Below are 19,481 nucleotides of genomic sequence, written 5' to 3'. Positions count from 1 at the left end.
GCTTGCTCCATCAACTACTTACTGAACGCGGTGGGTCGGCCAATAGCAAGGTGGCGACATCAGTTCGTCGCAGTGGTCGTATCAGGCGCAGGGCCCTCGCTGAATGTGTAGTTAATGACCACATCATTTCGGATCAAGACGTCGAGAGTTTTCTGAGTGCCCGTAGTCGTCACCTTCATGGTGACCACGTAGCTCTGGGCATGGGCTGAGCCGTTGGTGTAGGTGTAGATCCACTTCTCATCAGTCTCGCTGACGGCGCTCTTGGCGTAGGGCTCGCCAAATAGGGACTTCAGTTCTGAAGTGGTGGTTTTACCCTTGGTGATGCTCGCTACACTTGCCGAAGGAAAGTCTCGGCCTGCGGTGTAATGCGACGTAGCGCAGCCGCCAAGTGCGACACAGATCCCCATTACTGCGATGAGCTTTTTCATATCCTTCCTTGATCGTAGAAAGCTCCAAATCTAGCTGGCATTAAGGCCAAAAGCCATCGCCATCTTGATCATCTGAGCTTGTGCTCGTCGGCAGAGCACTACGCCTAAAGATAATGCTCTTATCCAAGGTGACCGCAGAGAAAGCCCAGATTATTGAGATCTAAAGCGAGCATGCAAACGTACTACCTACGCGCAGGTTCTTTGCAGGTGCGTATTGTCTGTTTTATCGCTACCTTCCATGGAATCACACGATAGGGATTACGCGCATGGATGTTGGAATGGCTCACGCAATCGAGGCCGCAGAAGCCGAGTATTTGTGCTCCCGCGTTGAGAGCTTGTCGCGGATAAGTGGAAACCCTTTCGGTGCTCGCGTGTTTTTAAACGAAGCTTTTCCATGCTTTCAAGTGAAGGCGTCTCCTAGCCCGATGTTCAATCGCATCTACGGCGACACCACTGGCAGCCCCCAGCCACTTTTGAACTTGCTTAAGAGTTCAACAGAATATTCGACCGTGACGCCTCTTATCGGAAAACCTTCGTCCCTGGAGCAGTTCGCTTTTGTGGGCGAGAGGCGACTAGAACGCCTGAGAGGTTGGACGCACCTGCAACTTGCGTGCGCCATCAAGGACGTGGTCTTGAGCCACAATTCGTTTGAGATCGAAGAGGCCACCTCACACACTCTTCCTGAGTTCGCAGCTGTTCATGCGAGTGGATTCCATACCAAGCCAGAGCATCGTCAGTTGAGCCAAGCCTCTTTTGCAGGGTTACTGTCAAATGATCGTCTGAAAATCTACGTCCTCAAAGCTAATGGACATGTAGTTGCAGGAGCATTGATGTATCTGGCCAATAATGGAGTCGCCTACCTCGGGACGGCTGCCACCCGAAAAGATGCACGAGGCTTGGGCTATCATGGAGCCCTGATATCTCACCGCATAGAGCAAGCAAAGAAATACGGCAGTTTGGTGATTGCCGCAACTGCGCTTCCCAGTTCGCAAAGTCGCCGTAACTTGCAGCGCGCGGGGCTTGCGACATCTCACGTCCAAGCGCTATATCGCTTGGCGGATAGTTGAGATATGTCGGCACAGGAGCCTCGGTTGGAGCCGATTGAGCCGCCGCGATGGAGCTCGTGTAACGGCTATTTTCGGCCTAGGCTCATCCACGCCTCGCTGCAGGATCCACCTGTTCCGGATGGGAACAGGCCATAGAAGGCCGTCATCCCTATCGTCTGGCTCATTGAGGGCTTCATCATTGGAGTGCTTTACCATCGAACCGGACTTGCTATTGATACGCAGCGAATGGGGCGTCTCCAAGCAATAGGTGAGAGTAGAAGCACCGCAATAAGAAACGCCACCTGCGACAGATAGAAGGACTCCAGCCACTGCTGTTTCAGTGCGACGTAATAGGTGTTATGTGCTACGTCAGCCAAAATAATTGCTGCGGTGAGGACTATTCCCACCCGTGGCTTTTTGAAAAGGAGCAGTACCGCCAGCGGGTCAAAAATAGTTAGTGCCGCCCAGAACACGCGGCTAGCCCAGTAGGCGCTGTCACCGTAGCCGTAGTCCCAGAACAACCCATGCTGAAAGTCAGCTCGGATGTGATTGGCGGTCGCGATCAAAAGGCAAAAGGCAAACAAAGCTCGGATGGCGAATGACAACCTTGGCATAGCTTGGCCCGCTCTGGTGAAGTGATCCTATGATAGCGGGATCAACCGACGTGGACATTAATGCTCAATGGCGAAGGTGCGTTCGCCAGACGCTCGTCAACGCTCTACCTCATAAGCCAGCAGTCCTTTCTACATCGACTTAACCGAGACCACCTCCACATATTTGTACTTCTTCCTTGCAGACTTCACAGCCTCTTGCTCAGCCAGCAACGAGCTCAACGTGTCGGCGTCGTGGATGAGTTCGCGCATCTCCCCCTCGTATTCGTTTCCAACCCGAAGCGTGACCCTCAGCCTAGGCGTGAACGATTTCGCCGCTTTCTTCCTAGGCGAAGGAGTTGATACCGACTTGGTAAAAACGACCTCTGGCGCCGGCTGGGGCGTTGGAGGCGTGAGAGCCTCTTCGGGCTCAGTCGCACCAAACAATGCACGACGCATTTCTTCTTCAGTTAAATCAGAGCTCATGGAAGATCTCAAAAGGGTGCTAATTATCTCGACAAATTCCACTAGGGTTGTTGCCGACAGGTATCGTAGGGGAGCCTGCCTAGACGTCAAATCCCCAGTTCGATTTCAATACAAGAGCCGCGCAAGGCTCGCGAAAGCTGCACCTTTGGCAGGAGGGTAATGAGCCCATCAGCTAAGTTGCTAGCGTGACGAGCATACAACGTGACTGTGCCCGCATCCGGCGTTCGACCTGGTACGACAGCACCTACCCTCTGCTGGGCAATTTTAAGAATATTCAAGACTTCCTGACTGACCTCATTGGTGGACAGATGCTCAACGAGTGGTCTGGGCGGAGGGGCGGAACGGCTCCACACATCTATAACCGCTTCGAGCAAGCCGACTGAGCCCAAATGCTCCAGGGCCACCTCCCACAACTTCCCCTCCTGGGCGATATCCAGGCGTGACCTACTCATTGCGAAATCCTAAAAGCATCAAGCTCATTCCTGATTGCAAATTTTACCCAGCTGTCGGCGAAAGCGACGCTCATACAGCTGGGTTAGTCGCAGAGGACGGGGCGCGAATTCTACGTTGAACGGCAGGCTATTAGATATTCAGACTCGCGGAAGGGTGCTGACTCGGGCACGTAACATCAATCGCTCGCCGCCCCGATGGGAAACACGGCGATTGAACGCAGCCTATTTCGTAGGATGAAAGAAGCTACGAGGAGAAATAGAGCCATACCCACCACATCGGCCACGAAATGATCATACGCATTTATGAACGGAATTCCGTTGGTGGCAGGATCAACAAACATTTCATTTCCGATGGAAAAAAACAGCGTGATCGCAACGCCGATCCAAGGAGTCCAAGGGATACCCTCGTTAACGTCTCTGACAATCGAGCGGCACAAAAGCCTGGCGAATGAAGAAGGCCACAACAGGAGTGGAATTTTCAGCACATTGCGAATGACTTGAGACAACTTGGGTCGCTGCAGCTTGGTGAGGGGGAATCCGAAGTAGCTGAGCGCGAGTGGGAATGCGAACCCGAACAACGCATGACAGACATTGTAATTCCAGCCTATGACATCGAAAAGGCGGAGCTGGATGATCCAGAACGTTATGGATATCGCGGTGAATATCGCGATAGGAGTAAGGATTTGAAAGCGTTTTAGAAGCATGGATTTTCCATCATGCGGGCAGGATATCCATTCAGGTTACGACGCGGTCGACAGTCTTCTCAACCGAACCCTGCGCATTTACTCAATACGGAGATTAGCAAGGCTGTGTCGGGAATATTCACCTACCTGGAGTCTGCCTTGCGGCGAATCCCCTCCTCGTTCGCGCATGGTGGATTGACGGAGCTTTGCCTCTGGCTGATTGCTGGATTTTCTTGATCTCTGATCACACCAAATCTCGTACAAACTACAAAAAGTAAACTCAAATACTCGGCTTTTGTTAGCAAAACCGAGCCGGGGCCTACGGCCCCAAATTGACGAGTAGGTTACAAGGTGCGGAGGGGCAACCCTAAGCGATGGTATCTGCTTGAGAGTGAGCTTAAAAAAAGCTGTCAGATCGAAGAAGTCATATCGAAAAAGCACCCGGCAAACCTGCCTAAGTCCTACAAGGAAAAATATGAAGGTGCAGGCACTGCTGCTTTTCTTTTGAGTTCAAAATATACATCTCCGATTTTGAAAAACCGTTTCAAGGGGGCGTATTTTATATGGTCGCAAAACCGACACAAATGTCGCCTGAATATAAATATTCCACATACTCAATCCGTGAGGGCGACCAGCCAGTGTGCAATCAGTGCACGGAGCTCACGGCTTGGGCTGGAGGCTGGAGGCTGGAGGCTGGAGTGTCTGCCCTTCCTGGAGCGTGGAATCTACGGGACGCAAGCCTGTCAGTTGGCAGTCTTCGAACCACCACTACCATCATGGGCCGAGCACAGTGTGCTTACCCATGCACCGCCGACCTGCTTTCCAGGCGCTCCGCAGTACGAGCAGGTTTTCGTCGAAGTTGGATCGCTACGTCTACTGCGACCCTGCAGTACGCATCGCCCCCGTCATAGAAAAAATGCAGCTCTCCAAACTTGGATTTGATCTGGGCGACGGCGACAGGGGTGATCTCTGGATGTCGACTCAGGTAGTCCTGAAGTGTGTCGCAAAGGGCAATCAGGATATTCTTCCAGCCAGGATCGCAATAAATCTCGTCAACTGCCGGGTCAGAGAACATGTGAGGGTAGCGTTCTCTAAACTCTTCAATGTCGATCTCAGGCAGGACTTTAGTGTGCTGATTCATAGTGTCCCAAGTTCGTCAGGGGTCAGAAAGCCAAGGCATCAGGCTCGCTGCACAGACGGCAAGCGGAGCGCGCAGGTCATGGATGACCGCAGGCTTGAGGATGGAAGCCCGCTAGGGCCAAGATCCGCCGTAGCGGAGCTTGGTTCACGACAGCGGCCCCCCGAAGCGGGGCAAGCCCGAAGAACAGTGCCACGACTACTGGAGGTGACGAGGCGTTGGAAAGTACCGGTCGCCCGCTATGCGCATGAACTCACGCAGGCTACGCCGTCCGACATCACGCCTAAACGTCGCAATGACGTACCTCGAGTTGACCGTATTGATCACCCAAAACCTACCTTCCTTCGTAACGGACTGAATGTCGGATGTCCGAATCAGCCGACCATCTGCAAATCGTTGGTACGGCCCGGGGCAAATGTGACTGAACACAACGCCAACGGCACTACATGCATGGATATGGACATTCACCAGGTAGGCCGTGACCAGCCCGTCGTAGTCCCGATTCACTGCTTTGGCTATGCGAAGGAGGTCGAAGTCCGAGTAGCGCTTTTCGTGTAAATCGACTGCAACAGTATTGAGGTCTTCCATGGCTACACAGCCTCCGACGCTGAGGCCACGCTCTTAGTCGCAGCACTGCGCCTATATAGTTCCCTGACCCCAACCAAGGCATCAACATCCAAGTCGTGTTGATGGGTATTGACATACACATCACCACTCTCGACCTCCAAGACGCAGATCGGCACCTCGGCCTGGTTGAATCCCATTGAGAGCGAAGTCAGCATCTCCATCCTCCAACTCGTCCCCTTGTTCATCCAGCCTGGGGTGACGACTTGAACATCCTGAACAATCACGTTCTCACTTTGAGAGATCAGCAACTCAACCAGACGTGGCTCGTCGTTCAACATCTCCTCGTAGGCCACATACCGGCCTTCGTGCCGGCGTTTCAGACTTACGTGATACCAATGGGTAGCTAGGGATCGCGACACTGCGTGGAAGTGAGCCAGGCCATCCCCGAACATTCCTACGGGGCCGGATTGGTCTTGCATGCTAATACGGAACATCATGTATCTCGTATGAGGCAGGCCCGTCTGGCGGCACCTGCAATTAACATAAACCGAATATTGTCTTCAGCGAGGCTTTCATCTCGCGTCCCTGCCCCACCAAAACGTAGACCGTGTTTCGCGTCTCGAACAAGCAAACGCCATCGAATGACTTGCATAGGGTCGAGCGCACCCAACCTCCTGGCGGAAACCGGCCATGCCCATCATGGATGACGCAATGGGCATACATGAACATCGGCTCAAGGCCTGTTGCACGAACTCGGGCAAGCGATTCAGCAGGTTCGTCCACGTGAAAGATGAGCCAATCCTCGACGGTGCAGTACGCCTTGCCAGGGAATCGTTCGACCACTAATGCCTCTATCTCGGCGTGAGACAGCGACGTGCCTGCGGAGGAGATCAGGCCTTCATGGAGCAACTCATGCTCTGAAGAATTACCCATAAATTGCAGCTCCTAGGACTGTGGAAAGACACCGGAGCCTTCTGTAGGTGCAAATCAGCAAGCGATCACGGCTATATGGCCATCGCAATGACTATATACATTTGTTTGGCCTCAATCAAACGCGGCATACCGTTCTCTTTTTGGGAGGGGATGCTCTGATGTCTTTGCGAAAGGCTTACGCGGCGACGCTGCAGTGGCTAAGGACGCGGCGCGGCTTATCGCAAGCTGATTTTCAGGATAAAGCTGATCAAGGTCACATCAGCAGGCTAGAAGCTTCAACGGTCTCAGCCAGCGTCGATCTCAGCGCAGATCTAGCTCAGGTTTTGGGCCTTCGACCTTTGTCATTTCTTACACTTGTGGCTGCGGCGGATGAGGGTAAGACAGCGCGCTCCGCCTTAGATGAAGTGCTCGCCGAGTTGCAGACACTCGGCATATTGGACGAGGTTCTGCCAAGTGAGCCCAAAACGCTTGTCCCTCCTCAAACAGCGGCTGTGGTGGAGAAACTGCGGAAGGTACAGAAACTGAAATGCGCGGGGCTCTCACAAACTGAAATCAGTGAGCAGCTAGGAATGCCCAGAACTACTGTGCGGCGGCTATGGCATGCTGAAGATTGATGGTGTGCCCAACCCATCGCTTACGCTTTTTTATCTATCAGCAACATCCTAGACGACCTCGTTTACCGTGCTGGATTACATGTGACTGCGCAGCCTGATGGAGGTGCATATGTCGAGATCCCATTCACCCATCAGACTTTGCCACGGGCCTAATAGCAGGGTTGGTGAATTGAGTTAGATCGAATTGAGCTCAAGATTGCTAGATCAGCATGGACAACCAGAGTCTACCTAATGTCATCGACCCCACCCCCAAAGTCCCATCGCGATCCCGAAGAAGATTTCGGAACAGTGACCGAACTGTTTGCGAGAATGATCGAAGCTCAGCGAAGTCAGGTGTTGAGTTCCGCAGACGCCTGGATGAATGACGCCCAGATATTGGCTGTCAAGCTCTTCAAGCAGGCCTGTTCGGTCAGGCTGATACTTGATCCGACGCAGTTAGACTTCCGCGACGGCTCGCAAATTGTCTTCGTCGATCACTCCTCGGCGACAATTCTGGCTCGTGCCTGCTTGGAAACGTTCATCGTCTTCCATTGGATATTCCAAAGCCAAAACCCTGCCTTGCGCAGATTTCGACACGGCGTCTGGCGATTAGGCGGGTTGATGGACAGGCTCAAGCTCCATCCTTCCACCGATCAGGCTAGAGAGGCACTGAGGTTGGCACGGCTTCAAGCCGCAGACCAGATTGCAGAAATTGAGCCATCTCCTTTTCTTATCAGCTACAGTCCAGATCAGGTTAAGCGGCTGATGAAAGGAGACTGGCGAGTGGGTTGGTCATGGACGGACGAAGCAGTTCGGGCTGGCTTTAGCAAAAAATACTTTCAGAACGTGTACTCCCATTTTTGCGGGTACGCGCATACGTCCTACATCAGCTCAATGCAAATGGGGCAAGCTCAGTCAATCGAGGATCAGCGAATGCTTGGCTTAGTCGCCTTGCAAACCTGCGTACATGTGTTGGCTCGAGCGATAGCGTTTTACGCAGTGCTTTTCCCAGCGGGCCGTACTGCGCTAGAGACGTCTCCAGAGGAAGCCCAGAATGTGGTGTGTTTCTGGGGCTTCACGAATGTTGAGATGGATCCTTTGTACGAGGAGCCTTCAGGAGAAGATCGGTGAGTCGGATGCCTTCCTGACCAACCTGACGTCATCACCTATCGTGAACTTAGCTAAGCTTCCACTTTTTGCAGCCTGTGCGGTTCCAAAAGCTTAGGCTTCCCAAGACCTAGTACCCCAAGCACCCGCTGCGTCGCCTCAGAGGAAGGAACCATTCGGCTACTTCTACGTTGCGATGTCTTGAATCGCTCAACGCCCATTCACAATGTCCGCCTGTAGTGGTCAGCTATGAAGAGCTTTCTGCCCCTTGAAAGCCAGCGACGCACTCCCAATTGCTCGGTCGCATCAAGGACGCTGGTGTCACCAAAGAATGCAGTGGTATGACATGGGTGAGTTGCTATACAACCCGCCAGATGAGCCTCCAACTAGCTGAGCAATATTTCCCACTCGATCTCTCCTTCCCAAAATCAGCACAAACTGCCCATTCAATTGCATTGATATTAAAAATCAACACATGATCGTTGAAAGCCTACCAACTGGATGGTAGCTTTGTTGCAGATTTTAAATTCGTGCAACCAACGCCATCCCTGTGAGAATCCCATGCAAGATTGGAAGCAAACCCGCAAAGACATCAATACTCGTTTGGTAGAGCTCAACGGCCTGTCGCCGGAAACGATGAAAGGCATGGCCGCTCTCGGCGCCGCCGGTGGGAAAACCAACCATCTGGACGCCAAGACTCGCGAGCTCATCTCCCTTGCAGTGGCCGTGACGACACGCTGCGATGGCTGCATTGCCTTCCATGCTGCTGAAGCCAAGAAGCTCGGCATAACCAGTGAAGAGATAGCGGAAGCCTTGGGTGTGGCCATCAACATGAACGCTGGTGCTGCGATGGTTTACAGCACCCACGTACTCGACGCGTTCGACAAGTCCTAAATCAAACGCCGAATTTCTCCCTTCAACGACGTCGAGATAAATCATGAATAAGCTGTTCACTCCTTACGATCTGGCCGGTACTCCTTTGAAAAACCGCGTTGTCATGGCCCCCATGACTCGCACCCGAACCTTGAACAACATTCCGAATGAATCCAACGCGCTTTACTACGCGCAACGTGCTTCTGCCGGTTTGCTGATCACCGAAGGCCTGCCTATTTCCGATGAGGCTCGCGGCTATTTGTACACCCCTGGCATTTACGAGGATGTGCACTTACCAGGCTGGCGCAAAGTGACTGACGCGGTGCATGCCAAGGGTGGGAAAATTTTTGCTCAGCTCTGGCACGTTGGCCGCATGTCCCACGTCTCGGTACATGGCATGGTGCCTGTGTCCTCAGGCACGGTGCCTGCGGTGGATACCACGGTCTACGCCTGGATCGAACCTACTAAGTCAGGCCCTGTTCAACCTAGCGCACCACGCGCCCTGGAGACTGAAGAAGTGAAGCGCGTCATCGCTGACTTCGTGAAGTCCGCACGGATGGCCATGGACGCAGGTTTTGATGGTATCGAGATCATGGCAGCCAACGGCTTCCTCTTCGACCAATTCCTGAGCAGCGCACTGAACACTCGGACAGACCAGTACGGTGGCTCCATCGCGAACCGTCAGCGCTTCCTGCTGGAAACCATTGACGCGATTGCTGCTGAAATCGGCGGATCGAAGATCGGTGTGCGTTTCTCTCCGTTTGGTCGCCTCTACGACTTCGGTGTGTACGAAGGCGAAGAAGAAACTTGGATGAGAATGGCGGCTGCCCTCAACGAGCGAGAGCTGGCATTTGTTCATCTGAACTACCAACCGACCATCCTGGCCGCACAAACACCACCTGGTTTCGGCGCAGCATTCCGTGAAGCGTACAAGGGCACCTTGATGGCTGCGGGTGGCTTCACCAAGGAGATCGCAGAGTCTGAGCTGGCCAAAGGCGAGCTAGATCTGATTGCCTTTGGCACCGCCTACATTGCCAACCCTGATCTGGTAGAGCGTATGCAGAACGATTGGCCATTGGCCGAAGGTGATCGCGCGACCTACTACGGTGTAAGCGATTCAATTGATAAGGGTTACACCGATTATCCGGAATACGCAGCGGCCAACGCTTGATATCCCATCCCAAACATTTAGGAGAACACCATGCCACTCGTGACTATTAAAGGCATTGAAGGCGTTTTTACCGACGAGCAAAAAGCCGAGGTCATCCGCAAAGTGACTGACGCCATGGTATCGGTAGAGGGAGAAAACATGCGTGCCCTCACCTGGGTCATCTTCGAAGAGGTTAAGAGCGGAGACTGGGGTATTGCTGGCAAACCTGTGACGGCGCAGGAAGTATTGAAGCTGCAAGCCGGCCAGTAAGGCTTCACCTTCAGGTCATTAGCTCCCTGTTCGTTGAGTGCGGTTATGCTCAACGAACAGGGAGCTTTTCCGTTCTTAAAGAACGCCAGGTTTGTGGGGACTACTCCGTGATTTTGATAATTTACGCCCATCCTTACCCTGATAAATCCAACGTCAACATGTTGATGCTCAAGCTGGCAGCAAACAACCCCGATGTCGCAATCCGTTCGCTGTACGACCTCTACCCCGATTTCAATATCGACGTTGAAGCTGAGCAGAGGGCGGTGGAACAGGCAGATCTCCTCGTTCTGCAACACCCTCTGTACTGGTATAGCTACCCACCTCTCTTGAAGCTGTGGATCGATAAGGTCTTCACTCAGGGCTGGGCCTACGGCGCGGGTGGCACTGCTTTGAAAAACAAAAAACTGCTGTGGGCCGTGACTACCGGTGGAGAGCATGATCATTTTGAAGGCGGCGACCACCCAGGTTTTGCTGTGCTGTCTCAGCCCCTACAAGCAACGGCGAATTACTGCGGGATGGATTGGTTAAGTCCAGTCGCAGTCCATGGCGCTTACAGAGCAGATCAAACCGCACTGCTCAAGCAGATCCGTATTTATGGCGAACGCCTGACGTCATGGAAGGAAGATTGAATGGACACTCACAGTCTGATTGAAATGCTGATCTACCTGGGCTCAGCTGCCTTGATAGTCCCAATCGCCGTTCGGTTAGGGCTTGGCCCGGTTCTAGGCTACCTGATAGCCGGCTGCCTTATCGGCCCATGGGGGTTGAAGCTTGTAACCGATGTCGAGTCCATCCTGCACTTTGCTGAAATCGGCGTAGTGTTGATGCTGTTCATCATTGGTCTTGAACTCGACCCCAAGCGCCTTTGGGCCATGCGCCGCATGGTGTTCGGCGGTGGCGCTTTGCAGATGCTGGCATGCGGTGCGGCCATCGCAATATTTTGCGCTGCACTTGGCTTGAACTGGACGGCTGCGCTGCTGGTAGGGCTGACGTTAAGCCTGTCCTCGACTGCTATCGCCATGCAGGCCATGACCGAGCGAAACATGAACTCCACAGCAGTGGGTCGCAGCAGTTTTGCCGTGTTGCTTTTCCAGGACATCGCGGCGATTCCCCTAGTGGCCATGATCCCACTGCTGGCCGCAAATGGTGGTACGCCCTCAGGTGCAGAGTTGGCCCTGTCCATCGCAAAAATCGTCGGAGCGATTGTCGCAGTGGTTCTCCTGGGCCAATACGTATCTCGCCCTGTCCTTCGCTTTGTAGCGCGCTCCGGCTTGAGGGAAATCTTCAGTGCCGTGGCCCTGTTCCTCGTGTTCGGGTTCGGTCTCTTGTTGGAAGAGGCCGGCTTATCCATGGCCATGGGCGCTTTCCTGGCCGGCGTTCTCTTGGCCAGCTCGGAATATCGCCACGCTCTGGAAAGCGATATTGAACCCTTCAAAGGGCTATTACTGGGTCTGTTCTTCATCGGCGTAGGCATGTCGATTGACTTCGGAACTCTGATCGACGCTCCTTTGAAAGTCATCACACTGACGCTGGGCTTTATCCTGATCAAGCTGCTCGTGATCAAGCTTCTGGGCCGCTTCTTGAATGTCCCAAGTGATCAGCGCTCATGGCAGGCGGTGTTCCTTGGACAGGGAAGTGAGTTTGCCTTTGTAGTATTTGGCGCAGCGACAGTCGCCGGCATCCTGGTAGACCCTTGGGGTAAAAGCCTGACGTTGGCGGTGGCGCTGTCCATGTGTGTAACGCCACTGCTGATCCTTTTGCTCAATCATCTGGAGTCTTCGAGCAAACAGGGCAGCGAGGAATCGGACACCATTGATCAGAGCAACCCTCGGGTCATCATTGCTGGCTTCGGTCGATTCGGGCAGATCGCTGGGCGACTGCTGATGTCTTGTGGTTTTGAAGTCGTGGTATTGGATCATGATCCGACCACATAGAGACACTGCGAAAGTTCGGGGTGAAGGTGTTCTACGGGGATGCCACCCGCCTCGATTTACTGCACGCAGCGGGCGCTGCTCAAGCCGTGGTGCTGATCAACGCCATCGATAATCAGGACGATAACCTGGCACTGACCAAGTTGGCCCAGGAGCATTTCCCATCTCTAAAACTGGTGGTGCGCGCTCGAGATATGGGGCACATCATTACCCTACGTCAGATGGGTGTGGAAGAGGTCGAGCGAGAGACATTTGAAAGCGCATTGTCCCTCGGGCGCAGGGCTTTGGAGCAACTCGGGATAGGACGCTACGAAGCTCGTGAGCGTGCGGATCGATTCCGTCGCCTGAACTTGGAAATGCTAGAGGAGATGGCCGCTCAGCCCGAGGACGATACCGAATTCAAGTACGACGCTTACAAACGAGCCAACGCTTTACTAACGGAAATATTCAATGAAGATCGCGCTCATCCAATTGACGCAGGCCCAGGAAAGGTGAGCGTTCCACGCAGCGAGTCAGATAGCTGACTTACTTACCGGTCGAGGAGGATGCTTGTTTAGCTAGCGTCCTCCAGCTCAGTGACGATTGCTTTTTTCAAGGCTGAAACTGATTTAGACCCGGCGAAGACTTTCAACAATCGGCCTTCGTGGAACACTGCCAAGGACGGCACAGTGCGAATGCCATACATCTGCGCAATCGTCGATGATACCGCAATATCAATTTTTCCAAACACTGCCAAAGCATGGAGCTTTGCTTCCAAGTCCACGAAGACTGGCTTCATCTCTTTACAAGGTTTGCACCAAGATGCTGAGAACAGTACGACACTGCTGCCTTTGGCAACAAAGCGGGCAAATTGGGGAGCGCTCAACTCAACGATACGGCTCATTTGGGTCTCACGTGTTGTGTTAAGGAAAAGGGGGCACCTTGTGAGTGCCACGTTCCGTTGCCGATCAAACTTTGCAGCCATCGATGCCGCAGACTTGGCCCATCAATGAGCTATCGTCGAATTTCGCGCTTTCTACCATTTGATTGAGCGCTTCAAGAAAAGCAGCTTCAGGCTGTGCACCGGAAACAGAGAATTCATTGTTGAAGACGAATAGAGGCACGCCAGAACCCAACTGGGCGGCGAATTGCTCATCCTCTTCCATCTCTACGCGCAATTCTACAGATGACCACGCCAATTGAATTGCCGCATCCGACACACCTGCATCTTTCGCAATCACCGCTAAGCTGGCGCGATCAAAAAGTGACTTACCGTGGCTGGTGCTTTGTTCGTACAGCGCTTCCACAAGGCGCTTTTTCACTGCCCCGTCTACAACCGCTTTCACCAAGACATGAGCATCAGCAGTATCGCCGAACATCATAGTGTCGAAGCGGTAATCCAGCCCGTCGGCCTGGCCATATTTACTCACAGTGTTCATCATCGCTGCTGCGGAATCTGGGTTGCCGAGCTTACGTTTCAGTGCTGCGACCATCGGTTCAGGGGCGTGATTTGCAGCCAGTCGATAGGCCCGAACGTTGACCTGTACATTGTCTTTCTGCGGGAAGTTTTCGAGCGCTTTTTCAAAACGGCGCTTGGCAATCCAGCACCAAGGACACACATAATCAGACCAGATATCGACTACGAATTTTTTTGAAGGGGTTTGCATAATTTATCCTGCACGAAGAAATGAAGACTGAATTGCCGCCATTTCAAGCAAATGGTTAAAACCTGCCAAAGGGTCGATTGATCGACCGAGCGTCCAATCAATGAGGCTTGCTCCCTCCAACATACTCAGCAGCATGAAGGCGAAGTTCTCAGCGGTTGTTCCCAGTGACCAGTTGTGCTGCCGGACTGCGTCATTAAGGGTGCTTTGGAGCCAGGCGAGTTGCGAATTGAAGAAGTCCCTGGTGAGCCCTTGAAGCGATAAAGGCAATGCAGCCATCTCCGCCGCCAAGGCGCCGCATAACGGCAGCAGCCCCTCATTCGCGCTGATCACGAAAAGTCGGGAAAAAGCCTGTAAGCGCTGCAGCGGCTCGGGATGCCTGATCTCGATTGACACCAACGTCTCGTTGAACCGAGCGATGTAGTCGTTGATCAGCTCCGCGCCCAAGCACTCCTTGGTAGGAAAGTGATGGTGAATGCTGGCTTTTCTAATGCCGACTTTCGCTGCGAGATCCGCGTAACTGAACGCTGAGTAACCCTTTGAGCGCATCTGGGTTTCCGCGTAGCTCAGCAGCGCGGCTTTTGTCGTGATGGACATTTGAACTCCTGCAGCCAGCAGCCTTATAACCGGAGCAGCGTGCTGGGAAGCGCCCCAATGAGAGGCGCTACACGCAGCGCTTGCCTCGGTGTTTAGGCACGTACCGCCATCACCCCTGCATCAACGTCCCAGATAGCACCGGTCACCCAGGAAGTTTTATCGGACAGCAAGAACAGGATGGTATTGGCGACGTCTTCGGGAATACCCACTCGACCCAGTGGGTGGAAATTGTTCAGTGACTTCATCGCTTCCGGGATCGCGTCCTTGTCCATGAAGCCTTCATAGATCGAGGTGTGAACGATGCCAGGCGAAACGGCATTGACTCGGATACCTGAGTGAGCCAATTCAATTGCAAGGTTACGGGTGACTGCGTGCAGACCCGCCTTAGCCATCGAATACGCAGTTGCTGGAGAGCCGGCCAGCGCGGCCTGTGCGCCAATCGAGCCGACGTTGACAATGGAGCCTTCGCGCTTGGCAGCAAGCATATTTTTGACCACTGCCTGCGTGATAAAGAATGTGGCGCGGTTCAGATCCAGGTACATGTCGTAATCCGCCTCATCGTGCTCGATGAAAGGCTTCGGAATGAATATGCCTGCAGAGTTCACCATGAAGCCGATGTCACTGTGGTTGGCATTGATTTCGTTGCGTACATGATTCATCCCTTCCTCGGTCATGAGGTTGGCAACGATCACTGATACGTTCCCCAGCGGACTCAGTTCGGCGCGCACAGCATCGGCTTTATCCTGTTTGCTGCCGGTGAGAACCACGCTGCCACCCGCTTTCAAAAACTGGCGCGCTGTTTCCAAGCCCATGCCGCTCGTGCCGCCGACGACCAACAGTTTTTTGCCTTTAAAAAAATCGTTCATTACAGACTCCGGTATCAGATAAGTGAGAGGTCGCCAGCGGCAAGGTGCCGTGCTGACCTGTAGCCAGTACGGTTAGCCTTCGATGACTTCGAGCTTAGGGAGCATGCGGATGGCTTTAGAGAAGTTGGCGTAGTTGACCGAAGTCTTGAGCACCACGTTGTGCAGTTCCTCTACGCGCTCACGGGAAGCATCGGTGTGCAGACGAATGACGACACTTACTTCGTCGTAGCCTGGGTTAACGCTTTCATCGATGCCCAGGAAGCCACGCAGGTCGAGGGTGCCGTCAGTCTCGATCTCCAGGCTATGAATTTTGATGCCCATCATCGCGGCATTGGCGGCATAGCCGACCGACATGCAGGCGTTGAGAGCAGCCATCAGCAGCTCCTGAGGGTTAGGAGCGGTGTTTTCGCCCAGCAATTCATTCGGCTCGTCGGCGGCAATTTCAAAATTGCGGGAATAGGTTTCACCGGCCAGGCTGTAACGGCTGACCTTAGCTACGGAGCGAGTCTGGCCTTTCCACTCGGTCTTAACGTTGAAGCTCGCGTGGCGCTTGCTCGCATCTCCAGCAACGCCTTCGGCGAAATTCTGCAGTGCGGCTACATCGATACCATTCAGATTGCTGCTCATGTAGATGTTCCTCTTCAGATAAGCCGGACGATTAGGCCGGGAGAGAAACAAGCCTACCAAGTAGTAGGGTGGCTTACAAGGGGTGTGATGATACCGATAGTTTTGTAAATTTAGGCTGCATAGAGAAATTGGGAATATTGATGGCAAAGCAATGGGTGGCGTGATTAGCAGAATCACCGAGAGCGGCGCCATGGCAAGACATCGCACGGCTCTATGCATCGGGGTAGGTTTTATGCAATTGTGCAGGCGTGACGGCATGGTGCCATCACCACATGGATGAAAATTAGGGAGGTTTTATGGCTGTTTATGCACCAGGGCACGTGTTGGGGCGAGATGGAGGTTCGTTTCAAGAAGTCACTTTGAACGCAGCCAAGAGCGCGGTCGTCGCTAAGCATGGACGGTACTGTACAATTCGCGATCACGAAAAAGCGCCGCCTACAAGCCAACCTTCCCGTCATTGGATGCAAATCTACCGCACACCAGATAATACCGAGTGATCTATCCGGTGGATTTTAGTTTGCACTAATTGATACAAGCATAGATCGGCTCGCGGCCCTGAATCAAATGACTCAAGGCCGCTTGCTCTTGGCAGTTCAGTCACGAAGGCTAGATAAAATCAAATCAAATCCCGACGACTTATCGTAATCATCGCTCATCGCCCAAGAAACAAAGCTCGCACCTTCCAAAGTATTCAATATGAACCTTGAAACCCTGATTACATCCAGGTCGGCTTTGAGCTCTCCTCGATCTTGACCCTGCTTAATATTTGCCTGAAGCCAAGTGAGATGGATCTCAAAGAAATCCTTCGTCATTTCTTTGAGACTTTCAGGCAGGGCCAGAAGCTCTGCGGCCAGGGCTCCACAGAGTGGAAGCATCCCGTTTTGACTGCTGTGCGCGAACATCAAGGCGAACGCATTCAGGCGGTCAACAACACTGACGTGTTCATCATTGATGGCGTCCAGCTGCTTTTTAAACCGGAACAGGTAGCTCTCGACGATGGCAATTGCTAAGCCTTCCTTGGTTGGGAAATGATGGTGAATACTTGCCTTTTTGATGCCGATATCTTCCGCCAAGTCGGCATAGCTGAAGGCCGCGTAGCCTTTCGTGCGCAGCAGAACCTCAGCGCTGGTCAAAAGGTCTGAACGTGTACTCATGATGCTGCATCCGAATTTGTCATCCAAGCATCATAAATTAGTCGTTCCTGAGAAGACAGCGTTTGCCTTACGCTTGGCGGAGCTATGCATTGCTCTAGAGCAAGTGTCTCGCTCTTACTTCATTGCTGACATTGACCTAAACAGCGATTGAGCTTCGGAGATGTCTTCGATGTGAGCGTTGACGTATCAACCCAATTTTATCGGCCTGGGCAAACCTTGGCTATGGACATGGCGCTGAAGAGACAGCCAACAAGGCGATAACACGGCTCTCTGCTCATAGTTGTGCACCCTCGCACCACCAGCCCCACATTTGAGAGAGTTCAAACGACAAGTTATTGATTAAACCCCGTATCGTTTGTTGCCTCCTGAGGTAATGCAGTACCTGCCACCCCTTGGGCCTATGCATACATTCCCGGACGAACATGGACAGGAAGAGCTGTATTCAGTGGCGGGTCTATACTCAGGTCGTGGTGCGGGCCGTATTGGTTTCGGCTGGGATTTGACGTAGCAGTTCGATCCGCCGCAAAGGCTCTTGGAAGAAAGCCATTTGGCGGGTTGGCCATCAATGCTTATTCGAGCCCAGTCATTCGCCTTTTCGTAGACCTGAACCTTCGTTCCACGCTTCAGTTTGGTTATGACCCTTCCGTCTGGTTGATTCCTGACGTTGAGCGTGTCCGTGCTCACGTACTGCTCGATTGGAGGGGGCGGTGCAGGCGGAGTCGGCGCAACCGATGCCAGAGAGGTCGGAGTGTTTAGGACATTCGGCGGAACTTGGGTTGGAGGTGTGTCCTTTTTGCCTATTGCCCACAGTACGGCGAACAAAATAAGAAGCGGGACAAACCATGACTCAGATTTCTTGCGCATATCCATTGCTCTCGCTTAAGACGCAATACACCGGCTACCTTCCACGGCAATAGGATTCCATGAGACTACTGCGAGCTTAGCCAAGCTTCTATTTTTTGCAGCTTGGCAGGATCTAAAAGTTTGGGCTTTCCCGAGTCCAGGATTTCAAGCAGACGCTGCTTCGTCTTGGAAGAGGGAAACCATTCAGCGACCTCGACGTTGCAGTGCTTAGAATCACTTAGCACCCATTTCATCACCATGTCAGCTGCGGCTCTATAGTGATCCGCCATGAACAGCTTTTTGCCGTCTTTTGACCAGCCTCGCCTCGCAAGCTCGTCGGTTACGTCGTTGACCCCAGCGTCTCCAAAGAAATCGGTGGTATCTGGATAGTGGACGCCTGCCAAGGACACTTTCGCTACGCCCGAATCCCGGTCGAAGTAGGACAGGAAATGCCACCCACCCGTAGTGCTTCCAGCGTGCGGAAAGTTGATCGCAGCCTTGCCAGTGATGTAGTGCGTGCGGGATACGCGTTTGAGATCAAAATCAAAAAGCGGCTGGATCATGGGAGCTTACTGAGACGCGCCAAGCCCTGTTTTATGTGGCCTGCGTTCTCGCCGATTGTCTCCAGGGCGCCACGAACGTTATTTCCTACATCCGCATGTCCGTGGGCTTCTACGTGGAGGGTCAGCTCCATCAGGGCGGCTTCAAGCGAGAGTTGGTTTTGGTACATCCTTTCCAGCAAGTCTGACAACGAGTATTCAATGGGCATTTGCTTGGGCTCCTTAGGGAGGCTTCAGCATAGCGCAGCACTAAAAAGATTCGACCATGGCTCCCTAGAGCGCCTTTAGGAGACGTTCAAGCGCCTGATGCTCCCATGTACTGAGCAACGCAATGGGATCTGTTCCAAATCGATCCCCTGCGCCAAACGACCATCGCCGTCCTTCTGGACTCACGCATTCTTCGCAGTGGTCAAGCGTACCGCAGTCGTTGTAGATCGATATCCGCCAACCCTCGACGCTCACCATGAAATGACCCGCATGAATCTCATTCCAAGACGCCTGGCCTACCTTGGTCATCGTCCGCCGCTCGAAGGTGACCTCTCGCAATAATTGGCATACCTCTCTCGCTGAGATCTCCGCCGTAGTGTTTCCGCTAACGCTACCTACTTGGGATGAACGAGCTGCCGCTCTGGCCTCCTTCAGCCTTTCCTCCGCGTACATAGCCGTATCAGTATCTGGCGTTGGATAGCCTGCCGCTGAGAGAGCCTCAGCGCGCTCTTCAATGAGCAGGCGCTCAGGATCACGAGTCGCTTGGTGGGCGCTTCCTGGTACACGTGGAATTTCTGTCATTGATGGCTCCCTAGGCGCTGGCGGGCTTACCCTTGCCCCGAGGATACACCCTGACGATGAGCAGAAAGGAATCACGTGAAGGAGGTAGCGGGCTGAAGCTATCTTGGGTTCTGAAAATTCAGACTCTGCGCATCTCATCGCCGGTCAAGGATGGC

General features: G+C 53.2%; 25 protein-coding genes and 1 pseudogene. 8 read left to right on the top strand and 18 right to left on the bottom strand.

Features of this window, described 5'->3' with window-relative positions; genetic code table 11:
• Nucleotides 1–59: 59 nt before the first annotated feature.
• Nucleotides 60–428: a hypothetical protein gene (locus F0169_RS10710; protein ID WP_152746494.1), complete on the bottom strand. Its 369-nt coding sequence runs from the start codon at nt 426–428 to the stop codon at nt 60–62.
• A gap of 266 nt (nt 429–694) precedes the next feature.
• On the opposite strand from F0169_RS10710, the gene F0169_RS10705 reads away from it, so the two are divergent.
• Nucleotides 695–1,495 carry a GNAT family N-acetyltransferase gene (locus tag F0169_RS10705; protein WP_086792953.1) on the top strand — a complete coding sequence of 267 codons (801 nt, stop codon included), beginning with the start codon at nt 695–697 and terminating at the stop codon, nt 1,493–1,495.
• Between the two features lie 188 nt (nt 1,496–1,683).
• Here F0169_RS10705 and F0169_RS10700 read toward each other — a convergent pair whose 3' ends face one another.
• The 7 genes from F0169_RS10700 to F0169_RS10665 form a co-directional block, all read right to left on the bottom strand.
• Nucleotides 1,684–2,088, bottom strand: coding sequence for a hypothetical protein (locus F0169_RS10700; protein ID WP_152746493.1), 405 nt, complete (start codon nt 2,086–2,088; stop codon nt 1,684–1,686).
• 129 nt (nt 2,089–2,217) lie between these two features.
• Nucleotides 2,218–2,550, bottom strand: coding sequence for a hypothetical protein (locus tag F0169_RS10695; protein ID WP_152746492.1), 333 nt, complete (start codon nt 2,548–2,550; stop codon nt 2,218–2,220).
• Between the two features lie 628 nt (nt 2,551–3,178).
• A complete protein-coding gene (locus tag F0169_RS10685) occupies nt 3,179–3,706 on the bottom strand; it encodes a hypothetical protein (RefSeq protein ID WP_086792962.1) in 528 nt (175 codons plus the stop codon).
• Nucleotides 3,707–4,481: 775 nt separating this feature from the next.
• Nucleotides 4,482–4,826, bottom strand: a complete 345-nt coding sequence (locus F0169_RS10680; protein WP_152746490.1) for a hypothetical protein — start codon at nt 4,824–4,826, stop codon at nt 4,482–4,484.
• 195 nt (nt 4,827–5,021) lie between these two features.
• Entirely contained in the window at nt 5,022–5,411 is a 390-nt protein-coding gene (locus F0169_RS27865) for a hypothetical protein (RefSeq protein WP_152746489.1), read from the bottom strand.
• A gap of 2 nt (nt 5,412–5,413) precedes the next feature.
• Nucleotides 5,414–5,884 carry a hypothetical protein gene (locus F0169_RS10670; RefSeq protein WP_152746518.1) on the bottom strand — a complete coding sequence of 157 codons (471 nt, stop codon included), beginning with the start codon at nt 5,882–5,884 and terminating at the stop codon, nt 5,414–5,416.
• Between the two features lie 43 nt (nt 5,885–5,927).
• The gene (locus F0169_RS10665) at nt 5,928–6,323 is read right to left on the bottom strand and encodes a DUF6957 family protein (RefSeq protein WP_152746488.1); all 396 of its coding nucleotides are present in this window, start codon (nt 6,321–6,323) and stop codon (nt 5,928–5,930) included.
• 158 nt (nt 6,324–6,481) lie between these two features.
• On the opposite strand from F0169_RS10665, the gene F0169_RS10660 reads away from it, so the two are divergent.
• From F0169_RS10660 to kefC, 7 genes and pseudogenes are all read left to right on the top strand, one after another.
• Nucleotides 6,482–6,937: a helix-turn-helix domain-containing protein gene (locus tag F0169_RS10660; protein ID WP_152746517.1), complete on the top strand. Its 456-nt coding sequence runs from the start codon at nt 6,482–6,484 to the stop codon at nt 6,935–6,937.
• Between the two features lie 288 nt (nt 6,938–7,225).
• Nucleotides 7,226–8,047 carry a DUF5677 domain-containing protein gene (locus tag F0169_RS10655; protein ID WP_152746487.1) on the top strand — a complete coding sequence of 274 codons (822 nt, stop codon included), beginning with the start codon at nt 7,226–7,228 and terminating at the stop codon, nt 8,045–8,047.
• Nucleotides 8,048–8,584: 537 nt separating this feature from the next.
• A complete protein-coding gene (locus F0169_RS10650) occupies nt 8,585–8,917 on the top strand; it encodes a carboxymuconolactone decarboxylase family protein (protein WP_152746486.1) in 333 nt (110 codons plus the stop codon).
• Between the two features lie 43 nt (nt 8,918–8,960).
• Nucleotides 8,961–10,067, top strand: coding sequence for an alkene reductase (locus F0169_RS10645; RefSeq protein WP_152746485.1), 1,107 nt, complete (start codon nt 8,961–8,963; stop codon nt 10,065–10,067).
• A 30-nt stretch (nt 10,068–10,097) separates the two neighbouring features.
• Entirely contained in the window at nt 10,098–10,316 is a 219-nt protein-coding gene (locus tag F0169_RS10640; protein ID WP_054090583.1) for a tautomerase family protein, read from the top strand.
• A gap of 107 nt (nt 10,317–10,423) precedes the next feature.
• Nucleotides 10,424–10,945: a glutathione-regulated potassium-efflux system oxidoreductase KefF gene (gene kefF, locus F0169_RS10635; protein WP_172979404.1), complete on the top strand. Its 522-nt coding sequence runs from the start codon at nt 10,424–10,426 to the stop codon at nt 10,943–10,945.
• A pseudogene (gene kefC / locus F0169_RS10630) lies at nt 10,946–12,771 on the top strand (glutathione-regulated potassium-efflux system protein KefC). It abuts the gene before it with no gap.
• A 29-nt stretch (nt 12,772–12,800) separates the two neighbouring features.
• Here kefC and F0169_RS10625 read toward each other — a convergent pair.
• From F0169_RS10625 to F0169_RS28395, 10 genes are all read right to left on the bottom strand, one after another.
• Nucleotides 12,801–13,130, bottom strand: coding sequence for a thioredoxin family protein (locus F0169_RS10625; protein ID WP_152746484.1), 330 nt, complete (start codon nt 13,128–13,130; stop codon nt 12,801–12,803).
• 64 nt (nt 13,131–13,194) lie between these two features.
• Complete coding sequence (locus F0169_RS10620; RefSeq protein WP_152746483.1) at nt 13,195–13,893, bottom strand: DsbA family oxidoreductase; 699 nt, start codon at nt 13,891–13,893, stop codon at nt 13,195–13,197.
• A gap of 3 nt (nt 13,894–13,896) precedes the next feature.
• Nucleotides 13,897–14,487: a TetR/AcrR family transcriptional regulator gene (locus F0169_RS10615; RefSeq protein WP_152746482.1), complete on the bottom strand. Its 591-nt coding sequence runs from the start codon at nt 14,485–14,487 to the stop codon at nt 13,897–13,899.
• A gap of 92 nt (nt 14,488–14,579) precedes the next feature.
• Nucleotides 14,580–15,353: an SDR family NAD(P)-dependent oxidoreductase gene (locus tag F0169_RS10610; RefSeq protein WP_152746481.1), complete on the bottom strand. Its 774-nt coding sequence runs from the start codon at nt 15,351–15,353 to the stop codon at nt 14,580–14,582.
• Nucleotides 15,354–15,425: 72 nt separating this feature from the next.
• Nucleotides 15,426–15,980 (bottom strand): OsmC family protein, encoded by a 555-nt coding sequence (locus F0169_RS10605; protein ID WP_152746480.1) that lies wholly within the window; start codon nt 15,978–15,980, stop codon nt 15,426–15,428.
• Between the two features lie 593 nt (nt 15,981–16,573).
• Nucleotides 16,574–17,134 (bottom strand): TetR/AcrR family transcriptional regulator, encoded by a 561-nt coding sequence (locus tag F0169_RS10595; RefSeq protein ID WP_152746479.1) that lies wholly within the window; start codon nt 17,132–17,134, stop codon nt 16,574–16,576.
• Between the two features lie 339 nt (nt 17,135–17,473).
• Complete coding sequence (locus F0169_RS10590; protein WP_241679102.1) at nt 17,474–17,998, bottom strand: SH3 domain-containing protein; 525 nt, start codon at nt 17,996–17,998, stop codon at nt 17,474–17,476.
• 65 nt (nt 17,999–18,063) lie between these two features.
• Nucleotides 18,064–18,540, bottom strand: a complete 477-nt coding sequence (locus F0169_RS10585) for a hypothetical protein (RefSeq protein WP_152746477.1) — start codon at nt 18,538–18,540, stop codon at nt 18,064–18,066.
• Entirely contained in the window at nt 18,537–18,746 is a 210-nt protein-coding gene (locus F0169_RS10580) for a hypothetical protein (RefSeq protein WP_152746476.1), read from the bottom strand. Before F0169_RS10580 ends, F0169_RS10585 begins: the two co-directional genes overlap by 4 nt.
• 64 nt (nt 18,747–18,810) lie before the next feature.
• On the bottom strand, nt 18,811–19,197 hold the full coding sequence (locus F0169_RS28395) for a DUF7693 family protein (RefSeq protein ID WP_425274290.1): 387 nt from the start codon (nt 19,195–19,197) through the stop codon (nt 18,811–18,813).
• Nucleotides 19,198–19,481 lie beyond the last annotated feature (284 nt).

The sequence above is a fragment of the Pseudomonas kitaguniensis genome, from assembly GCF_009296165.1.
GTDB classification, from domain to species: domain Bacteria; phylum Pseudomonadota; class Gammaproteobacteria; order Pseudomonadales; family Pseudomonadaceae; genus Aquipseudomonas; species Aquipseudomonas kitaguniensis.
The sequence above is the reverse complement of the archived record's forward strand: the minus strand, read 5'-3'. Positions and strand labels throughout refer to the sequence as shown.